Origin of the sequence: Teredinibacter haidensis, assembly GCF_014211975.1 — a bacterium.
GTDB lineage: Bacteria > Pseudomonadota > Gammaproteobacteria > Pseudomonadales > Cellvibrionaceae > Teredinibacter > Teredinibacter haidensis.
This window is the reverse complement of record NZ_CP060084.1, coordinates 1699691-1718466: the sequence shown is the minus strand read 5'-3', so window position 1 is coordinate 1718466 and position 18776 is coordinate 1699691. Positions and strand designations below refer to the sequence as shown.

17 protein-coding genes are annotated in these 18776 nt (G+C 47.7%); 8 read left to right on the top strand and 9 right to left on the bottom strand.

What is annotated here, in order from left to right:
- Window positions 1–219: 219 nt before the first annotated feature.
- Window positions 220–3135 (bottom strand): insulinase family protein, encoded by a 2916-nt coding sequence (locus H5715_RS06750; RefSeq protein ID WP_075184624.1) that lies wholly within the window; start codon window positions 3133–3135, stop codon window positions 220–222.
- A 160-nt stretch (window positions 3136–3295) separates the two neighbouring features.
- Here H5715_RS06750 and H5715_RS06745 point away from each other — a divergent pair, with 160 nt between their 5' ends.
- From H5715_RS06745 to arfB, 3 genes are read left to right on the top strand one after another with little or no spacing between them, the layout of a single operon-like run.
- Window positions 3296–3781 (top strand): nucleoside triphosphate pyrophosphohydrolase family protein, encoded by a 486-nt coding sequence (locus H5715_RS06745; protein ID WP_075184625.1) that lies wholly within the window; start codon window positions 3296–3298, stop codon window positions 3779–3781.
- Window positions 3782–3795: 14 nt separating this feature from the next.
- Window positions 3796–4611 carry a methyltransferase domain-containing protein gene (locus H5715_RS06740; RefSeq protein WP_075184626.1) on the top strand — a complete coding sequence of 272 codons (816 nt, stop codon included), beginning with the start codon at window positions 3796–3798 and terminating at the stop codon, window positions 4609–4611.
- Window positions 4604–5029 (top strand): alternative ribosome rescue aminoacyl-tRNA hydrolase ArfB, encoded by a 426-nt coding sequence (gene arfB, locus H5715_RS06735; protein ID WP_075184627.1) that lies wholly within the window; start codon window positions 4604–4606, stop codon window positions 5027–5029. Before H5715_RS06740 ends, arfB begins: the two co-directional genes overlap by 8 nt.
- 45 nt (window positions 5030–5074) lie before the next feature.
- Here arfB and H5715_RS06730 read toward each other — a convergent pair whose 3' ends face one another.
- Genes H5715_RS06730 through H5715_RS06720 form a run of 3 tightly spaced genes read right to left on the bottom strand, consistent with a single transcriptional unit; the run spans window position 5075 to window position 7952 of the window.
- Window positions 5075–6547: a glycoside hydrolase 5 family protein gene (locus H5715_RS06730; RefSeq protein WP_075184628.1), complete on the bottom strand. Its 1473-nt coding sequence runs from the start codon at window positions 6545–6547 to the stop codon at window positions 5075–5077.
- 34 nt (window positions 6548–6581) lie between these two features.
- Complete coding sequence (locus H5715_RS06725; protein WP_075184629.1) at window positions 6582–7313, bottom strand: oxygen-binding di-iron domain-containing protein; 732 nt, start codon at window positions 7311–7313, stop codon at window positions 6582–6584.
- 24 nt (window positions 7314–7337) lie between these two features.
- The gene (locus H5715_RS06720; RefSeq protein WP_075184630.1) at window positions 7338–7952 is read right to left on the bottom strand and encodes a chemotaxis protein; all 615 of its coding nucleotides are present in this window, start codon (window positions 7950–7952) and stop codon (window positions 7338–7340) included.
- A gap of 268 nt (window positions 7953–8220) precedes the next feature.
- Here H5715_RS06720 and H5715_RS06715 point away from each other — a divergent pair, with 268 nt between their 5' ends.
- Complete coding sequence (locus H5715_RS06715) at window positions 8221–9495, top strand: glycoside hydrolase family 27 protein (RefSeq protein ID WP_246434721.1); 1275 nt, start codon at window positions 8221–8223, stop codon at window positions 9493–9495.
- A gap of 15 nt (window positions 9496–9510) precedes the next feature.
- Here H5715_RS06715 and H5715_RS06710 read toward each other — a convergent pair whose 3' ends face one another.
- Together H5715_RS06710 and H5715_RS06705 are read right to left on the bottom strand one after the other, a co-directional pair.
- The gene (locus H5715_RS06710) at window positions 9511–11082 is read right to left on the bottom strand and encodes a pyruvate kinase (protein WP_083607925.1); all 1572 of its coding nucleotides are present in this window, start codon (window positions 11080–11082) and stop codon (window positions 9511–9513) included.
- A gap of 68 nt (window positions 11083–11150) precedes the next feature.
- On the bottom strand, window positions 11151–12062 hold the full coding sequence (locus tag H5715_RS06705; protein ID WP_075184631.1) for a 1,4-dihydroxy-2-naphthoate polyprenyltransferase: 912 nt from the start codon (window positions 12060–12062) through the stop codon (window positions 11151–11153).
- Between the two features lie 268 nt (window positions 12063–12330).
- On the opposite strand from H5715_RS06705, the gene H5715_RS06700 reads away from it, so the two are divergent.
- Together H5715_RS06700 and H5715_RS06695 are read left to right on the top strand one after the other, a co-directional pair.
- On the top strand, window positions 12331–13590 hold the full coding sequence (locus H5715_RS06700; RefSeq protein WP_075184632.1) for a cyclic di-GMP phosphodiesterase: 1260 nt from the start codon (window positions 12331–12333) through the stop codon (window positions 13588–13590).
- Entirely contained in the window at window positions 13590–15068 is a 1479-nt protein-coding gene (locus H5715_RS06695; RefSeq protein WP_083607926.1) for a PAS domain-containing sensor histidine kinase, read from the top strand. Before H5715_RS06700 ends, H5715_RS06695 begins: the two co-directional genes overlap by 1 nt.
- On the opposite strand, the gene ppnP is transcribed toward H5715_RS06695, so the two are convergent.
- The 3 genes from ppnP to fliK are packed head-to-tail and all read right to left on the bottom strand — an operon-like array spanning window position 15065 to window position 17268.
- The gene (ppnP, locus tag H5715_RS06690) at window positions 15065–15349 is read right to left on the bottom strand and encodes a pyrimidine/purine nucleoside phosphorylase (RefSeq protein WP_075184633.1); all 285 of its coding nucleotides are present in this window, start codon (window positions 15347–15349) and stop codon (window positions 15065–15067) included. The two genes, H5715_RS06695 and ppnP, sit on opposite strands and share 4 nt — an antisense overlap.
- A 54-nt stretch (window positions 15350–15403) precedes the next feature.
- Complete coding sequence (locus H5715_RS06685) at window positions 15404–15673, bottom strand: EscU/YscU/HrcU family type III secretion system export apparatus switch protein (protein WP_075184634.1); 270 nt, start codon at window positions 15671–15673, stop codon at window positions 15404–15406.
- Window positions 15670–17268 carry a flagellar hook-length control protein FliK gene (gene fliK / locus H5715_RS06680; RefSeq protein WP_075184635.1) on the bottom strand — a complete coding sequence of 533 codons (1599 nt, stop codon included), beginning with the start codon at window positions 17266–17268 and terminating at the stop codon, window positions 15670–15672. The genes H5715_RS06685 and fliK overlap by 4 nt, the downstream gene beginning before the upstream one ends.
- Before the next feature lie 134 nt (window positions 17269–17402).
- Between fliK and ccmA the strand changes: the two genes are divergently transcribed.
- Both ccmA and ccmB read left to right on the top strand, forming a co-directional pair.
- Window positions 17403–18077 carry a cytochrome c biogenesis heme-transporting ATPase CcmA gene (ccmA, locus tag H5715_RS06675; RefSeq protein ID WP_075184636.1) on the top strand — a complete coding sequence of 225 codons (675 nt, stop codon included), beginning with the start codon at window positions 17403–17405 and terminating at the stop codon, window positions 18075–18077.
- On the top strand, window positions 18074–18763 hold the full coding sequence (ccmB, locus tag H5715_RS06670) for a heme exporter protein CcmB (RefSeq protein ID WP_075184637.1): 690 nt from the start codon (window positions 18074–18076) through the stop codon (window positions 18761–18763). Before ccmA ends, ccmB begins: the two co-directional genes overlap by 4 nt.
- The last annotated feature ends 13 nt before the right edge of the window (window positions 18764–18776 follow it).

Sequence of the window (18776 nt, the reverse complement as noted above, 5' to 3'; positions counted from 1 at the left end):
TCTTAGGGGAAAACGGAAAGGAATATATTATGAAGGGTGTATGTAACCAGGCATTTTTTGTTGAATATCGAGGGAGAGTGTCGAATGTCATTTTTGGTGTGTTTGGGTAAAGGCGGCGTCCCCGAGGGTCCTAATGTAAATGCCTGCTCAACCGCTTGGTGTAGCCCGTACGTGGGGAAATCGGTTCCGTGCACGTACTTCATGGGCCACATTTGTATCTTAAATATCTATAACATCCAGTTGCAGGCTTTGTGCTTGTTCCCGTTGTGAATAGTCGCTAATGATAACGGTATTAGGCGTCTGTTGTGCGAGATATTTTTCACCAACGCGTTGTAGATCGGCAACTGTGGTTGCCAATATTCTTTCCCTCGTCTGTTGTCGGTAAGTTAAATCCCGCCCGTGAAGTTCCGCATGGAATAACCGTTTGGCTTTTCCTGCAGGGGATTCGGATTTGTCGATAGAGCTGACTGTTCCCAGAATAGCTTCTTCCAGCTGTTGTGGGTTGTGCTTTTCACTTAATAACCAATCGATGGAGCGGTCAAAATCTTCCAGTGTTTCCACCATTCGCGGGTCGCGGTAGGAGTAAAAGCGAAAGGCGCCATTGTTGCTGTCTTGAGATGCGCCCCCGCCGTACGCGCCACCTTGTTCACGAACGACCTTGTGTAAAAACCCGTTGCGCAAAAAACCACCCAGAACGATTAGTGATGCAGCGTCTTCATGGCTGGGGGGAACGGTTGGATAGGCGCGAGCACAGAAGTTCACTTGTGAATTGGTCAGCCACATCTGCTGAATGTGTTCGGTTCTCTTTGTTAAAGTAAAAGGTTCTGTCTGGTCATTTACCGGCAGGGAGATAAGTTCTTCAATATTGTTGCCAAACTCATTCAAATTCGCCTGCTCTGCTACCAGAAGTACCTGCTTGGGCGATTGTATGATCTGTTGGTGAACGTTTCCTAGTATGGTAGAAAGTTCTTCTAATTTATGATCCGAATCTTTTATGTCGGCATCCAGTTTTTTGATAGCCTTAATGCTGGCTAGACCGGTAAGTGAATGACTGAGGTGTGCATTTGCCGATATACCCGCGGTGGCGGCAAGCATAGCTAAGACGTGCCCGCTACCGGTAATACCCTGTTCGCGGTGTGCGCGTATTTGCGCAACCAACTCACGAATTCTGGTGGTTTCATCGAAGCGTGCGTCGCTCATAACGCTTTGCATTAAGTCACACAGCGCACGGTGGTTTCGGTTTAACGCCTTACCGGAAAAGGTGACATAACCGTTTACATCGTGAATATTCTGGATGCTGCCGCGAATGGAGCTGAATGCGTTTATACCACCGCTCACACTGGCTTGCCAGCGTTGCATGGCTAAATAGTCCTTGGTGCCTGCTCCCAGTTCGGCGAGGCTACTGGTGTAGAGCGGCAGTAGCGGCAAGTCGCCTTCACTGAGTTGTGGCAACTGATGCACAAACTGCTGATACACCAATCCATTGGTGCCTGCACTGTATGAGGTGAGCTGGTGTTTACGGTTTGTTTTGATCTCGGGTTCTATATGGGATTCAGATTTGGGAACGTCTTTCAGCGTCACTTTGGGCAAAATATCGGCATCATCCTGCTTATCTTGACGCTCTTTAAGTGCTTGGGATTGCTCAATAATTTCCAATCGCTGGTCATCGCTCAGGCTGGATTTTATGGCAGCTAACCGGGCGATCTCGGCCTGTTCCTTGCGACTACTGATATGGGAGTCTGGTTGCATGGCAAGGCGCACGCGGTGGGGGTTGTTCAGAATGAGCTCGTTGATTAGCTTTGGTATAAATCCTGGATCTTTAATGTCTTCTCTTAGTTTGTTTAGGGAGGCATCAATGTTTAACAGCTGAACGGGGTTTCCACGGTGTGTAGCTGTGCTCAGTGCTGTGAGAATTAGCTGTAGACCATAGGGGTAGCTGTCGCCCCCAATTTCCCGTTGATGCAGTTCCAATTGGTGCAGTGCTGATTCGATATCTTCCTGCGGTATGCCGTTTTCAGCCACTTCTTTTAGTGTGCCGATAATTAAGGCTTCTATCTCGTCTGCGCTACCACTTTCACAACCTTCTAGGCCGCAAAGGAAAGAAAGCTCTTTCTGCGAGTCATCCAGGCCGCACAGCGGGGAGGGACCGTTGCCTAGATCCGTGGATTCAAGTGCGTGCATCAGCGGGGTGGCGCTATTGTCCAATAGTACGCTGGAGAGCAGTTGGGCTTTCAGCGTATCGTCCAGGTCGGTGCTCTTGCCTAGTAGCCAGGCCATAACGACGTGATTACGATGTTCGGCATCATCTTCGTTGTATGGGTAAGCTTCCTGTACTCGGATTGGCGCGTAGTATCTCTTTTCGTCATCTACGGAAACTGTGTAGTTGAGACGCTCAAAATGCTGCAATACCTGTTCTTCAAACTTGGCCTGGTGTTCTTCCGCACTGATGTTGCCAAAAGTCATAAAAACGGCATTGCTGGGGTGATAGTGCGTACGGTAAAAACCAATCAGTTGTTCGTAGGTGAGATCGGGGATGGAGTCGGGATCACCACCGCTGTTGTAGTGGTAGGTGCTGGAGGGAAACAGGTGTTTGGAGAGTGTTTGCCATAGCTGTGATGGCACAGAACTCATCGCTCCTTTCATTTCATTGTAGACGATGCCTTTATAGACCAGTGGGGAATCGCTATTATTGGGTTCTTCAAACTCCAGCCGATGGCCTTCCTGAGCGAAATCTAAGGGGTCGAGGCGGGAAAAGAAGACGGCATCAAGGTATACGTCGAGCAGATTGTTGAAGTCTTTGCGATTAAGGCTGGCAAAGGGGTAGGCTGTCCAGTCGGAACTGGTAAAGGCGTTCATAAATGTGTTGAGTGAGCGCCGGGTCATCATAAAGAATGGGTCGCGTACAGGAAACTTTTTGCTGCCGCAAAGCGCTGTATGCTCCAGAATATGCGCTACACCACTAGAATCCTTGGGAACGGTGCGTAATGCGACCAGAAAAACGTTCTCTTCCGAGTCTGCTTTTAAGTGAATATGTTGGGCGCCGGTGGCAATATGTTCATATTCGAACACCTCCAGATTGAGTGATTCGACGACTTGTTGTCTCAATAATGTAAATGCAGGGGTGTTGGATATCATGAAAACCTCAGTGGGGAGAGCGGCTATTTGGAAAGTTTTTGATGCCGACCAGAAAACAAGCTAACGAATGTAATCTTAAGACTGGTAGAATTCAACCTTCTGGACCCGGAAGTATTACCGTTTTTTATAATAGAGCTCTGTAAGCAGAGCGGAGAAGTTCATGAATAAGGAGCTAATCCTTAGCGAATTTGGTCGAGTAGCGGAAGCAAGAGGGTGTGAGCTAAAGCACTCCCCTAAAAGCCTGGCGACGACGATAGTCGTTGAAGCGGCTAAGCTGCTGGAAAATTTTCAGAGGATGTCGGAGATTGAATCCGAAATTATTGATGATGACGCCGCGTGCCTGAAGGATATATCTGCAGATGTCGCGGATATCTATATTTACTTAACCGTTCTTTGCCACAAGCTCGATATGGATCCATGGGTGCTTGTAAAGGACAAGCTTTTAGTTAACCGCGAAAAGCATGTAGAGCGCTGCTTTGCTGCTGCTTCATCCGTTACTTCCAGGTCAGCCGCCAATACCGCTATTCAAGATCGAGATCTCTCCGCGAATATTGATTGGGCTAATATTGCAGAACGTATTGCCTCCAGCCGTTTGGTGGTTAGCGAAGGTGCCGCAAAACTTAAAAAGAAAGCCGGCTCACCGTAGCAGGTATTTGCCCCATGTCCCAGCAAGTTGATCGAAATTTTGACGATTTGGCGATGCGTTTTCGCCGAAATGTCTATGGCTCACTTAAGGGGAGCGTTCGTTTAAAGGTATTGGAGCGCGACTTTCAGCAATTTATCCCTGAATATCTCTCTGACTCCGGGAATAAGTGCGTGTTGGACGTCGCGGCAGGTGAAGCGCTGTTTTCAAGCCGGTTGGCGACTCATGGCTGTGAGCTAGTGATTAATGATATCTCCACCGAAATGCTCAATCTGGCGCGGGCCTCGATAGATCGTGAGGTGGATGTTCATGGTGAAGAGTATCGCAAGCGAATTGCGATTGTGCAGAGTCCAATGCAACAGTTGGATTCGGTACTTGCTGATGAAGGGCTGCCGGAAAAATACGATCTAGTGCTGTGTCATGCTTTACTCGAGTGGATGGCAGAGCCGCATACACTGGTTAAAAAATTAACAGGTTTAATAAAGCCTGGCGGCTACCTTTCGTTAACCTTTTACAACATGAATGGTTTGGCGTTTAAAAATTTGCTTCGCACGAACTATCATAAGTTTGATATTGATAATTTCACCGCCTTTCGCGGTAGTCTCACGCCAACCCACCCCCAGAACCCAGAACATATCTGTGAACAGTTGAATGATGAGGGGTTTTCCCTGTTGTGCAAAAGTGGTATTCGTGTTTTTCACGACTACATACTCGATCCGGAACAGCGCAACCGTGACCCGGAAGGTTTAATTCAAAAAGAGTTGGAATATTCGCGCAGGGAGCCTTTTTGGCAGATGGCACGTTATATTCACTACCTTTGCCGTTATGATTGAGTTTCCGCTGTACCTCACTGACAGAATTCTGCTTGAAGAACACCACATAGAGTTCTCTGCTATTCGTGCTCAGGGAGCCGGAGGGCAGAATGTGAATAAGGTTTCTTCTGCAATACAATTGCGTTTTTCTTTATACCGCTCAAATTTGCCAAAGCTAATGATTGATCGTGTGCTAGCTAGCGGTGATAAGCGTATTACAAAAACAGGTGAAATTGTTATCAAGGCTCAGTGTTTTCGTACGCAGGAAAAAAATAAGGAGGATGGTATTGAGCGATTGAAAGACTTCCTGGGGCGATATGTACATGCTCCAGTCAGACGGATCGCGACGAAGCCGAGTAGGGCATCTGTTCGCAGACGATTACAAAATAAGGCTCACCGTTCGGTAGTGAAAACGTCACGTAAGCCTGTTGCTGAGTAGCATAGATAAGAAGCGCCATCATAGGCGCCTCTATCGATATGTGGTTTACGGTGAAACGGTAACGCTCATTGTATTGGACGCGGGTGAGATACCACTTTCGTTTTGTGCATATACGCGGTAAAAATATTCGCCAGGGCTTAGCTTTCCGGTATCACTAAAAACCGAGTCGTTGGAGGGGTCGTATTCGTTGCGACCATCCGATATTTTTTCTGCAATCACTTTCCATGGGCCCAGGCGGGACGCGGAGCGTTCTACTTTGTAGTAACGCCCAAGCGGTGCTCCCATCCAGTTTATGGCCTTAGGGTTGCCTATGGCGTGTAAAAGAGGCGCTTCCGGTACCGGTAGGGCTGGAGCGTTTTTCATTCCATTCATTTGTGCCTGCGCTTTGCGTACGAGATCAACAACGGTTCGCTCTTCATTGCCATCATTTCCAGCAAAGCCCGGAATATGATAGCTATAGTGGCCGGTATATTCCTTGTGCCAATAATAACCACCAACTTCTCTATGGCCACGGAACCCCCAAATAAATGCGCCTGCCGCTCTTGCACCTTTATAGGTCGTGTTAACGGCGGCTTGCATAATGTCATTTAGACCGGCGGCATCTTTTAACCCGTACTCGCCAATGATATACACTTTTTTCGCGTCGATGGCTTTCAGGTCTTTCAGAATCTGTGCGGGATTATTGTTATGGTTTACGGTGTAAAAGTGGTTGGAGATGATATCGACATTGGGGTCGTCAAGGGAAGAAGGATTAACCTTCAGGTAGGTGCCATCGAGAACTAAGTGGTTTGTATCCAAAGATTTAATATGGGCCGCCGTGTTTTTAACAAAAGCTTCGGTTGATCCTTTCAGCTCATTCCCGGTTTCCCAGGCCATAATGGCGGGTTCGTCTTTATACAAACGGCCAGAGATGGTGTTTTTGCGGTTGATAACTTCTTGAATAATATACTGGTAAGCTGCGTAAGTTTTGCTTTTCACATTGTAAAAGTCATCTTCCTTTTCGCCATAGAAGGCTGCTAATTGCTCGCGGCCTCCCCACCATTTCCAGTGATCAATAAACGGCAGAATTAAGCGTAAACCGTGTTTATCGGCTAGGGATATCATACTGTCGTAATGGATCATTGCCGTTTCATTGATGCGGGGTAGCCCGTTTTTTTCAGTGGGCGCAAGAATATGGGTTTCCCTTCCGCAGGCTGCATCCCACTCTGTGCCGACCGAAAGTACATACACTCTCATGGCTTTATGGCCGCTTTTAACCAGCGCTTTGATCCAGTTCTCCTGTTCCAGTGCCGTCGGCCACTTAAAGTATTGGCCCCAGCCTCGCGGGTCTGCTTTACATGGGCCTCTGGAGTCATCTTCAATACGGTGTAATTCTGGTGCGTGAATACCGGCGAATCTAAACTCTTTATTACCATCCATTAAGCGGTGCTGATCGCGAGTAATAAAAGTATCGAAGGCTAAAGTTTGAACGGAAATAAACAGCGCGCAGGTAAGCAGCGCACGAAATAGTTTGGTCATAACAGTATCTCTTATTTTAAAGGTCGTATAATGCCTAAATGGCCGTACCAACATCAAGGTCTTCAAACCAATCCAAAAAGCGTTGAACATCATCACCTTTGAAAATTCGGCCATGTTGTGGACACATCATGTTGATACTTAATTTACGTACACGATTTATCCAGTCGTTTTTTGCTCTATTTGACGGCATCCAACGTTGGTGAAACATCGTCATTAATTTTTTATGTTCTTCAAAATTTTCTACAAATAACGGCGCGTTAACGGTTTCTAGTGCGGCGCCTACATCACCGCTCATCAAAATTTTAGCGACCGGGTCGTATGCGTGGAAGTTGCCGGATGAATGTAAATAATGTGCAGGGATAAACTGTATATGTACGTTATCGAGCACGATAGAGGCACCTTCGTCTGGAATCGCGTTGAATTTGATCGTATTCATACCAAAATGACGAATAAAACCTTCCCACAGCCATGGTGCATGTAGTGTTGCATTTTCCAGCGCCTGATCCCAAAGACCAAGAGAAGAAATAATATCCGGATCCTGGTGAGAGGCAAATAAATGCGTAATCTGCTGAACCGGAACCTGTTTAACAACATTGGCTAGCATGGCGGAAAAGAGTTCGATTCCCCCAGGATCCATAAGCAAAGCGTTTTTTTGTGAGCACACCATATATTGGTTGGTGTCGATAATGTTATCGGCCTTGTCCGGGTCTCGGCCAAACATAAACCACCGGTGGCTATTGCCACTGTAGATTTCCTTGGTCAGCATTGTGTTTTACTCGATTATCTATTGTTAGTGTAGAGTGATATCGCCAAATAAGCGTTGCGAATATCGAACATGTAATTGAATTTTTTCTGCCGCCTGAGCAACGTTCTCCGCTATTACATTGAGGGAATCCTCGAATGCTTTACCTGATGCGGAGGCTTCTACGCGGGACATTGCGGCGAGTACAGTCGCTGTGCGCAGCTCTCTTCCGAGTTCATTTAGGCGGTCGGTCAGTTGATATATTTGATCGCGAAAGGCCGCTTCAAGTCTGCCATGTCGTTGCTTTGTTCTTGTGTAGGCGTGGTCGATCGTGTGGAGGTAGGGGGCGCCTTCGCCTTTTTTATAGGCGAGCTGAAACCGGTCCAGCGCATTGCGCGCACGGGCAATATCCGATGCTGTTCGGCTCATCTCAATCGCTTCGGCGTTTATCTCTTTAGACGCGCTGACCGTTTTTCTAGCCAGCTCGTCAATAAATTCCGTTAGCGCTCTAAATCCTGCTGCTCCGTGGCCCGCACGTAACGCGAGTGCGCGGGCGTTACTGGCGGTGAGTGAGATGTCTCGAGCAACAAGCATCGCCTTGTGGAGCTCTGCAGCAACGGACGCGGCCGACACAAAATATTGGCGTTGATAGTTGTCTCTCATGCTGGTTACCGGTTAAAAATTAAGTACTTTAAGGGTATAGCACAAACTCGCTTCATCCCCATGGATATCCTAAAGTGCTAATTAGACTACACACGAAGTGCTGATAAAGGTAGAATGCACAGCCTCAATGAAAACGGTTACATTGGCGCCAGGAGATTGCCAAAGTAAACCTCCGTCCGGGTTATTGGGAACCTGGGTGGAGGGTTTTTTATCTTATCATCTATAAAACAATATCTTTATTTAACAAAAGCTTACGAGGATTACTTTAATGACTACTCGAATGAAGGGTAAACGTTTACTTGGGGCTGGATTTGCCCTTGGCCTTGTGCTAGCCATGCTCAGCGCTAACCAAGTCGCTGCAGACAAGTACGAGCACTTGGCGATGACACCGCCTATGGGCTGGAATAGCTGGAATAACTTTGGCTGCAATGTCGATGAAAAATTGATCAAGGCTACAGCCGATGCCATGGTCAAAACCGGTATGAAAGATGTCGGTTATGAGTATGTGAACATTGATGACTGCTGGCATGGCGACCGCGATGCTAACGGACGCATTCAGGTGGATAAAGAGCGCTTTCCTTCGGGTATGAAGGCGCTTGCCGATTATATGCACAAGCGTGGGTTGAAATTAGGCATTTATTCCGATGCTGGATGGAGAACCTGTGCGGGGAAACCTGGCAGCCGCGGCTATGAGTTCCAGGACGCGAAAACCTATGCGGAATGGGGTGTCGATTACCTGAAATATGATTGGTGTGAAACGGATGGATTAAAAGCTGAGGGTGCTTACATGACCATCAGTCGCGCTTTGAAGGCTGCCGGTCGTCCAATGGTTTTAAGCATTTGTGAGTGGGGTGATAACGATCCCTGGAAATGGGCGTCTCCATTAGGTCAATTGTGGCGCACAACGGGCGATATCTATGCCTGCTTCGACTGTGAGTACGATCATGGAACGTGGTCCTCTTGGGGAGTACTACAAATTCTCGATATGCAGGACGGCTTGCGTAAATACGCTGGTCCAGGCCACTGGAATGACCCGGATATGATGGAAGTGGGTAATGGCATGTCTGCCGAGGAAGATCGCGCACACTTCTCAATGTGGGCAATGTTGGCAGCGCCTTTAATCGCTGGTAATGATCTGCGTAACATGTCTAAAGAAACGCTGTCGATCGTCACCAATAAAGATGTTATTGCTGTGGATCAGGACGAATTGGGCATTCAGGGCTTCAAACTTAAATCGAAAGATGGCGTTGATGTTTGGTTTAAGCCTCTCGCCAACGGTGAGTGGGCTATGGCGGCGTTAAACCGCAATAATCACGATCAGACGTTTAAGTTTGGTTTTAGAAATGAAAAAATCGTTGATGATCTGACTAAGCGTGAAGTCGACTTTAATGCCGAAATTTATACCTGGCAGGATTTGTGGAACAAAGATAATAAAGGCAACACGAAAGACCTTATCAAAACCACGATTAAGCGCCACGATGTGTTAATGCTTAAGTTAACCCCCAAAGGGGCATGGGAGCACAAGAAGCCTAAAGGCCACTAGTTCGTCCTCTCAGGTTTAACCTCTCCACCAGGAAAGCGCTCGCAATTGTGAGCGCTTTTTCATTTGATGAGCTTCCATTCTGGAGAGGATGTCTGCAAGTGTGTGAACTGCGTCGAGAATATAGGGCCCTTTATTTAGCATAACGCACTCGGCCCTCTCACCCATTGCAGCGTCGGTTAATTCTGGTCGCGATGCGATGCCTTTTTTCGCAAGACTCTCAAGAACCTGTGTTGCCCAAATAACGGGTACGTGGGCCGCTTCGCATATCCACAATAGCTCTTCTTGCACTTCAGCCATTCGCTCGGCTCCCAGCTCTACGGCGAGGTCGCCGCGAGCGATCATGACTCCGATAGGGTGTCGCCCGATACTGCCGAGTAATATCTCGGGCAGTTTCTGTACCGCTCTGCGCGTTTCAATTTTTGCGATAATAGGCATCATACCTGCGTCGCGCTTGCTTAATTCTTCGATCAGTTGGTTCATATCGCTTAGACTTTGCACGAAGGAGAAGCCCACCATATCGGCGTGCAGAGCTACAAAATCGAGATTTTGAATATCGGCTTCACTCAGCGCCGGTAGTTTTAATGCTGTTTCAGGGAAGTTTAAGCCTTTATCGGGCTTGATACGGCCGCCCTTTGGCCCCGCGTGGGTAACTCTCAGGATGGCTTGTTGCTCATTGACTGACTCGATAATCGTGCCGATTTTTCCATCGTCTATCCACACCGCTTCACCGGGTGAAATAAAGTCGAATATGTTGGGGCAGGTGCAGGACAAAACGGCATTTTTCTTCTCTGTTGCGGGCTTACTCTGTTTTGCCGTTTGAGAAAGGGTTATTTTTTCTCCGAAACTTACACGGATTGCGTTGGCTCTAGTTTTTCGAGTACGCGCCTCTGGGGTGCTTTCGCTCTCCATTGGGCCTGTGCGTATTTTATGCCCCGAGAGATCCATCAAGACTTTGCAGCTGCGTTTGTATTCACTTTCCGCTCGACGTACGTGCCCGATCATGGCGAGCCAGGCATCGGGTGAATCGTGAGCGCAATTGATTCGCGCGCAGTTCATCCCTGTACGTACAAGATCGGAAATCAGGGCGTAATCGGTAGCGGAGTGCCCGGGGAGGGTCACCATTATTCTTACGCTGCGGTTAATGGCGGGCGGACCAAAAATGGCGTCTGTGTTTTGTACTAGGTTGAGCATGCCTGCGTAGTAATCGATGCAGGGTACGTCTGTCGGCAATTCTGGGTTTTGGGTATTGAGGCTTAGACTGAGAATGCGGATCAGATTATTGATTGTTTGCAGAATATGAGCTTCTGAGTGTCCGAGTGAGGATAAGCCATTGTAGGTCAGCTGCGTTTGCAGGGTGCGCAGATCGTGGCGTCTTAAGGATAGGTATTGGGCTAAATTCCATGCGCTTGGCGTGTATGAATGGTTAGGATAAAAATCGACGTAGTCGACTAATCGTTCCTGTGCAAACTCCACCATATCGTGTCGCAACTCGATAAGCCTGTGCATAAGAGCAGCCAGTTCACTGGTCTGGGAACTGCTGCCGCTGTTTTTTTTGTTTTTGGGTCGGTCTATCGCATCGGTTTCCATAGTTGAACAATAAGACCTTTTAGTGACATTTATATTACCCGGGTGCGCTCAAATAGGGGACACAGTTTTTAGTAGATCAGGAGGAGAAGGCTTGTGCTAACACTATAGAGCATACTGAGCTGCGCTGTACTGGCGAGTAGGGGGTTTAGCGCCGCACCTTCGGAAATCCACATTTTGGAGCAGATTTTATGGGCAAACGGGAAGCACAAGACAATAGGTACTGTCGTAAGAATAATGGGGTAATCGTTTGTAAAGGCCGTAAATGCGAGGCAGTGCAAGACCGCTGCGACCACAAATAAGCCAGTAAAAACCACTTTACTGTTTTTATTGCCCAGACGTACCGCGAGGGTTGTTTTGCCTGCGCTTCTGTCTGTGGGTATGTCGCGAATATTGTTCACAAGCATAACTGCAGCGAGAACCAAGCCTAGAGCCGTGGCGAGTGTAAATAGTTGCCCATTCAGGCTTTGGGTCTGGATGTAAAAGCTGCCCATAACTGCAACCCAGCCAAAGAAAATAAGCACCGCTATCTCGCCCAGGCCATGAGAGGCAATGGGGTAGGGGCCTCCGCTGTAGCCTAGCGCAGCCAATACACACAAAACACCGACACCGAGCATTAGCCAATCACTGTATACGATCAATACAAGGCCGCAAAGAATACTGAGGAGCACGAATAAAACGATGCCACAGGCCATTTGCATCGGTGATGCCAGTTGTGATTGTGTTACTCGGACGGGGCCCAGGCGTTGGTCACTATCTACGCCATTTTTGGCGTCAAAAAAATCGTTTGCGAGATTCACCGTTATCTGTAAAAACACGGCGCAGCCGAAAGCACAGATAACCAGCAGCCAGTTTAGTTGTTCAAAAGGTACGCTGGCCGTTCCCAGCAAAACAGGGCTTAACGATGCAGGTAAGGTCTTTGGGCGTATGGCTAACCAGAATATTTGTACTTTTGAGGGAAAGGGTACAGCGGAATTACTCATTGATTTGCCTGTTGGATAATGGGTCTAGCTGCCAAATGCTGTCGTAACGGCGGTCAAATTGTATCTAAGAGCTGCATAAATGCATATGGATTTTCCCAACCGAGGGCTGAGTGTTGGAGTCGAGCGGGTGCAGCACTCGAGCGAGTTATCAAAGGTATCCTAATTTGGGTCAGTTAAGTTTTCTGTAAGTAGGTGAAATTTTATCCAGCTACCCATCAGGCACAATCTATACTTGCTTAGATCTTACATCTTATTTGTTGTAATTATTATGAGTTCAAGTCGTCGTATCAGGGCTATTGCAATTGATCAACTTTTGCCCGGCATGTACGTGGTAAAGCTTGATATCCCATGGATCGACAGCCCGTTTATAAAGCATACGCGGATTATTAAAAATTCCAGTGAAGTCGCGATGCTGCAAAAGGCTGGCGTTAAAATGTTGGTTGTCGACCTGGAGAAAGGGGTTCATCCCGAAAGCCCTAGTAAGAAAACACCGGTTTCAAATCTAGAAGCGGATGAAATCCGAAGTGCGTCCTCGTTTGAGCAAAAGAGTACTTCGAAGCCGAATATCGATACCCCAGTGCAAGCTTTAGAGCGGGAGATGCACAAGGCTCGCCTGATCCGTAGCCAAATACAGACCGCCGTTAGTCAATTGAACGCTCGGCTGGATAGCAATCAAACCGTTTCTTTGGAAGAGCTTCAGCCGCTAATTGATGACACGGTAGAAAGCCTTGAACGAAACAATCAGGCGCTGTTGAATCTTGTTCACCTGAGCAGGAAATCACAAAAGCTGGTTGATCATAGCTTTAGTGTTTTTTGCCTTGCGCTTAATGTAGCGGTTACTCAGGGGCTCCCCGAAGAGGATCGTTCTGCACTGGGTCTGGCCGCATTACTTCACGATAGCGGCTGGCTACAGTTACCGCTGAACCTTATGGGTAAGCGTTCGCACTACACGCCAACGGAACAGAGGCTCGTTTGCTCGCATTTGGATATAGGCCTGAAAATGCTGGGCGCTACTACGCTTTCCGAACGGGTCTTACGCCTTGTTAGAGAACATCATGAGCGTTGTGATGGCAGCGGCTATCCGGCCGGACTTAAGGGCAGGCAACTTCATCCTGCAGCAAAAATTCTTGCTGTTGTAGATTCCTATGATGAATGTATTCATCAGTTAACGGATAAGCCCGGCATGCTTCCGACAAACGCCTTGCGTTTACTGTACAAAGAAGCGGAGCAGGGTAAGTTTGACCCCGAAGTTGTGGCTGCTTTTATTAGTCTTTTGGGTATCTACCCAGTTACCAGTGCAGTAAGGCTTGATACCGGAGAGAAAGCGGTTGTTGAACAGGTTTTTGCCGATGCTCATTTGGAACCGATTATTCGGGTATTTTACGACAGCAAAAATAAAGTACTTGCTGACCCTTTCGTGATCGATTTGCGTGAGGGGAACGACCCAAAGAGAAAAATTACCGAATTAATTGAGCCTGGTGACCCGAAGGATGATTTCGAACGAAAGCTGTTTTCGGTATTTGAGTAATGGATAATAAAAAAACCGAAAATAAAGTTAGTGCAGCAAAGAATGCTTTTCTTATAGAAGATGAATGGCGGCAATGGCTGTTGCAGTGGCCGGATGGTCTGATCGCGTTGGGAGAGAGTGGAGACGTTATATGGCTATCGGAAAAAGCCAACGAAATAATTGGCTGGTCTTTATCTGCAGTAGAGTACAAAAATGTCCATGATGTTCTCTGTATACCGGTGCGTGAGTTCGAGCATGAGGCATGTGATTGCCCGCTGATACTTGTCGATGAGGCATCGTCTAATACAATGAATTCTACTTGTTGGTTGGATGGTTCCGGTGAATATATCAGCGTCGATTATAGAATTATCCCTATTCTCGGAAATGGTTTAACCCATCACCTCATCACTTTCTCAGAAAACAGACAGCTGCAACACAATGTCGCCGAGCTGGAAAAATTCGCATGCTTTGTGGACAAAAATCCCGCCGCCATAGCCGAGTTTGACAGGGAGGGGCAGATGTTGTTTGGAAACCCGGCAATGCAGGAATTACTGTTGGGTTACGGCTTTGATGAGCAAGGGCGAGCAAAAATATTTCCACCGGATCTAGCAAATATCTGTTTGCGATGTTGCACTCAGGGGCAAAGTATTACCCATGTTGAAATAGAAGCGCATAGCAGCTGGTTTAGCTGGCATTTTCATCCTTTGGAGGAGATGGATGAAACGACTGCTATAGGGTATGCCTTTAATGCCACCGAGCAAAAACAAGCACAAGCGCATGCTCGTATTACTCGAGCAGAGGCGCGGCGGGATTTTTACGCGAAAATGATGCATGAACTTCGAACACCTTTAAACGCAATTGTCGGCTACTCCGATTTAATTCTGTGTCGATCAGCAGAAAGTTTGGAAGAGGCGGATACGAGCGCGTTACGCGGTATTAAAGTTGCCGGTCTTCAATTAAATGAATTGATTTCTGATACTTTAGATATTTCAAAAATCGAGGCAGGGAAAATGACGGTTGAACTCGAATCTTTTGAGATGTCTTCTGTTGTTAACGATATTCACGAGCAAATGAGCTATCTCTCGGAGGTTAACCGCCTCGAGTATAACGTGAGCTATGAAGAAGAGATGCGCGTGCGCAGCGACAAACGAAAAGTGAGACAGATATTGGTTAATCTCGTTTCCAACGCCATCAAATATACCAAGACGGGCAGTGTAACAGTTGGCCTGTCTATTGGTAGTAAAGGCGATACCTTCATTATGCGTGTCGCAGATACAGGAGTAGGAATACCCGAAGAACAGATTAGTAGCTTATTTCAGGAATACAGCCAGGTACGAGAAAGCCAGAATCGCGGAATACAGGGGACGGGTTTGGGACTCGCCTTGGTCGATGAGCTGGTCGTGGTGCTGGAGGGTTCTATCGATGTGCAAAGTACCTACGGGATGGGCAGCACGTTTACTGTTGTGCTGCCCATCGCTCAAAGTACTGAATGCTTCTAGCGGTCGTACTGGCACAGGTAGGCTGTGTTAACGGTCACTTTTAAATCGAAACTTTGATTCGCTTCCACTTCAAATGTCTGGCCGGAAATATAGGTTTGCCAGTCGTCCCGTCCCGGTAATTTTACGACAAGCTCGCCACTGACAACCGTCATAATCTCGCGGCAATCTGTGCCAAAAGTGTATTCGCCTGCAGCCATTACGCCCACGGTGGCGGGCAGGGTTGCGGTCTTAAAGGCAATAGATTTAACGTTGCCGTCAAAGTATTCGTTTACGTCTAACATAGTCATTTCTCCAGAATAAGGCGCGGGATTATAGCGGTTCTGTTGGGGGAAAGGCTAATCCTGGTGTGTAAATTGTAACTCGTAGGCGAAGGCCAAAATATGGGCAACGGCGATATAAACCTGCTCAGGAATTGTGTCACCGAGTTCCAGTTGCGCAAGCAGTTCAACCAGTGGCGCGTTTTCGCATAAAGGGACACCAGCCTCCTGAGCGAGGCGAATTATTTCTTCTCCTTGTTCGCCGTAACCTCTCGCTGTAACCGTTGGCGCTTGGTGGCCGTCGTAGAAGAGTGCGACGGCTTTTGTTGCCTTATCGGTTTCATTCATGTGCGTATATCCACAAGACTCTGGCTGATTGGCTGGGTTCTGGCCGGCGGATTCCCTGGCTCTAAGATGATGTCATCAACCTCAAGACCGTTTTTCTCCAGTGTTTTCTTCAATGATTCGAGTCGGTTTTTAGCTCGTGTTTTAATATTGTCGCTTTCACTCCAAAAGCGTGTTTTTACATGGTCTCCTGTGAGGGATATTTCGGTGGCCAGCCAGCCGAACTCGGGTAGCTCCAGCTCCATAAATATTTGCCACCGAGTTTGTTTCTTTGCTTCTCTGCTGCTGGATTGACTGGCGTTTTCTCCTGCATCGTCTTCGATATAATAGTGGGGTGTAAGTTGAAGGGTCAGTGGTAGAACCTGGTCCTGTAATCTAAGCGGAATATCAAAAGCGTAGCTGTTACCCGCTTGTCCTTCGGGGGCATTGCTGAGTAGCTGGCGTAATTGGTTGGACGTAATGTTGGCTATGCCCAGTGCTGATGCCGAGGCAAGTGTTCGCGCCAGATGCTGGCGAATCTCTGTTAATTTTGTAAGGTTTTGGTTTGCGGGTGTTTTGAAGTGCGTTATCGCCGCTAACACAGAGTCCACCCCCCTAAGGTTACTTGCCGCGCCACTCAACGCTTGCTGTAGGTTGGCAGGTTTTATCGCCTGCATCTTGGCTTGTTCGGTAAGTGGTAGATGATTTTCTTTTGTTGTCGCCGATGATTGATGGAATAGATCCAGAAGCAATTTTTTGGTATCTAGGTTGTTCGGTTGCTTTGATAGCTCTTGTCCAGAGAGTAAATTTGATTGTGCCACTGTTGGCGGGGGAGTCTCGGGTTTTATTGTGCTTTCCAAAAACAAACCGCTATTGTTTAACAGTTGTTTTATCACATTGGGGTTCAGCTGCATCTTATTACCCGTTAGTGGCTGAACAACCTTTTGGATGAGTTTGACAGTGTTTGTACTTAGTAGTGAGTTCTGAGTTTTAGTGGGCAATGTTGAAAGGGTTTCGGCTATGTTTTTTATCGCGGTAATATTTTTTGCCTGTGGTTGATCGTAGGGAAGGTGGCGTCGCAGAGCTTCCTGCAGGACTCTTGTTCGCGCGGTGTTGTCTGTGGGCGTATAAGCTTCCGTTTTTACCAAAGTGGTCTGTGTCGTCTGGATTTTGTCTTGTGAGACTATGTTTAAGAGTTGTAGATTGCCATCTTTGCGTACAGACACTTCCAGTTGGCTGCCGATAGGTATTTTAATATCGGTAAGAAGTTGTAATTTGTGCGGAATATTGGGTGGGGTTTCTGTGCTGCGACTTAATAATTCACTTCGTATTTGTGTGGAAATTCGCACGAGTTGTAAAGCGGGAGCGTTTACTAGTGTAGATAAACTTTTAACCGGCTGTTGTGTCGTGGCATTGGTCGCTGAATTAAGTTCGGATTGTGAAAGGCCTTTAATAAGCGCTTGCCGCTGGGCCTCCGATAACTGAACAACCTGTTCAACTCTGGCCTGAAGTTTTACGTCGACGAGTGTTTCAGAAAGTTGTGTTAATTGGGGAGTCGCTTTACTCGTCAGCGCATTTTGTTTCTGTGCAGGTAGCGTGTGAAGCGGGGGGAGATCCATAGGTCGTTTACAGGCTCTTCTTTATTTGATTGGTGGCTCACCTAGTCTATCGGCAGTTGTGGCGTATTACTGATACCAAAGTTAGGGCTTATCGTTATAATAGTCGTCTTTTTTACTTTTACCGGGGCTCATCCTTGCGTTTTGAATTATCACTCTCGAATCTGGCGTGTGAACGCGATGAGCGAATGCTATTCGAGGGAGTTTCTGCCCAATATGGTTCCGGAGATATTATTCAAATCGCCGGTCCAAACGGTGCAGGCAAGACAAGCTTGCTAAAGATGTTAGTAGGCATTGTACCCGTCAGCAGTGGTGATATCGCCTGGACTCAGGAGGGTGGCGTCGATGCTGCAACTCTTCGGGAGTCGTTGTTGTATATTGGCCACCACCCCGCTGTAAAGGCCTCCTTAACGGCAATGGAAAATCTACAGTGGTTTTTCGGACTGAATGGGCGTAAGTCTCTTACCGATATGCCACAACCCTCGCGTGAAGATTACTGCAGAGCTCTAAGCTTGGTAGGGCTCGTAGGGTACGAAGACGTGCTTTGTCACCAGATGTCTGCCGGGCAGCAGCGACGTGTTGCTTTGGCGCGCCTCTACCTGAGCCATGCTCCTCTATGGATTCTGGACGAACCTTTTACCGCCATAGATAAGCGCGGTGTTGCGGCCTTGGAAGATCAGATAAGTCTCCATGCGCGCAGGGGAGGGCTGATACTGCTTACAACGCATCAGGCTATGGCGCTTGATAAAGTGAAACGCCTTGATCTTAGTGACTACCTTCCCATTCCCGTCGATACGGGACTGACGAGATGATCCAGGCGCCTGAATTTGGATCTGTCTTTATCTCCAGTCTTAAGCGTGAACTGCTATTGGGCTTTCGCAATCGGGGTGATATTGCTAATCCTGCGATATTTTTTCTCTGTGTGATTGTCTTTGTCCCGTTGGGTGTAAGCCCGGAGCCGAAAGTGTTAGCTGGACTTGCGCCGGGGATTATCTGGATCGTCGCACTGTTGGCAACGCTGCTTTCGTTAGATCGCCTGTTTCAGGGGGATTACGAGGATGGCTGCCTAGAACAGATGGTATTAAGCGGGCAGTCACTCTATTGGCTTGTAATTGCCAAGGTTATGGTGCATTGGTTGATTACGGGGCTTCCCCTCACTTTACTGGCTCCAATACTTGGGGTCATGATGGCGCTACCTGAGGATGGTTATGGTCCTCTGATGCTTTCCCTACTGCTAGGGACGGGTAGCCTGAGTTTAATTGGCTCAATCGGTGCGGCCCTTACGGTGGCCTTGAGGCGTGGCGGGCTGTTATTATCGCTGATCATCATGCCGTTGTATGTGCCGGTTCTAATATTTGGATCGGGCTCGGTACGCAACGCAATAGAAGGCTTCCCAATTGGGGGGCAATTGGCCATTCTGGGGGCTTTTCTGGCTGGATCGCTACTTTTAGCGCCACTAGCTGCGGCTGGAGCCCTGAAGATTGGTTTGGATCATTAGAAAAGGTAACAAT

What these genes read in the sequence shown, in the direction of transcription:
- H5715_RS06750 (WP_075184624.1), bottom strand. Translation starts at nt 3,135, where the DNA reads ATGATATCCAACACCCCTGCATTTACATTATTGAGACAACAAGTCGTC.
- H5715_RS06745 (WP_075184625.1), top strand. Translation starts at nt 3,296, where the DNA reads ATGAATAAGGAGCTAATCCTTAGCGAATTTGGTCGAGTAGCGGAAGCA.
- H5715_RS06740 (WP_075184626.1), top strand. Translation starts at nt 3,796, where the DNA reads ATGTCCCAGCAAGTTGATCGAAATTTTGACGATTTGGCGATGCGTTTT.
- arfB (WP_075184627.1), top strand. Translation starts at nt 4,604, where the DNA reads ATGATTGAGTTTCCGCTGTACCTCACTGACAGAATTCTGCTTGAAGAA.
- H5715_RS06730 (WP_075184628.1), bottom strand. Translation starts at nt 6,547, where the DNA reads ATGACCAAACTATTTCGTGCGCTGCTTACCTGCGCGCTGTTTATTTCC.
- H5715_RS06725 (WP_075184629.1), bottom strand. Translation starts at nt 7,313, where the DNA reads ATGCTGACCAAGGAAATCTACAGTGGCAATAGCCACCGGTGGTTTATG.
- H5715_RS06720 (WP_075184630.1), bottom strand. Translation starts at nt 7,952, where the DNA reads ATGAGAGACAACTATCAACGCCAATATTTTGTGTCGGCCGCGTCCGTT.
- H5715_RS06715 (WP_246434721.1), top strand. Translation starts at nt 8,221, where the DNA reads ATGACTACTCGAATGAAGGGTAAACGTTTACTTGGGGCTGGATTTGCC.
- H5715_RS06710 (WP_083607925.1), bottom strand. Translation starts at nt 11,082, where the DNA reads ATGGAAACCGATGCGATAGACCGACCCAAAAACAAAAAAAACAGCGGC.
- H5715_RS06705 (WP_075184631.1), bottom strand. Translation starts at nt 12,062, where the DNA reads ATGAGTAATTCCGCTGTACCCTTTCCCTCAAAAGTACAAATATTCTGG.
- H5715_RS06700 (WP_075184632.1), top strand. Translation starts at nt 12,331, where the DNA reads ATGAGTTCAAGTCGTCGTATCAGGGCTATTGCAATTGATCAACTTTTG.
- H5715_RS06695 (WP_083607926.1), top strand. Translation starts at nt 13,590, where the DNA reads ATGGATAATAAAAAAACCGAAAATAAAGTTAGTGCAGCAAAGAATGCT.
- ppnP (WP_075184633.1), bottom strand. Translation starts at nt 15,349, where the DNA reads ATGTTAGACGTAAACGAATACTTTGACGGCAACGTTAAATCTATTGCC.
- H5715_RS06685 (WP_075184634.1), bottom strand. Translation starts at nt 15,673, where the DNA reads ATGAATGAAACCGATAAGGCAACAAAAGCCGTCGCACTCTTCTACGAC.
- fliK (WP_075184635.1), bottom strand. Translation starts at nt 17,268, where the DNA reads ATGGATCTCCCCCCGCTTCACACGCTACCTGCACAGAAACAAAATGCG.
- ccmB (WP_075184637.1), top strand. Translation starts at nt 18,074, where the DNA reads ATGATCCAGGCGCCTGAATTTGGATCTGTCTTTATCTCCAGTCTTAAG.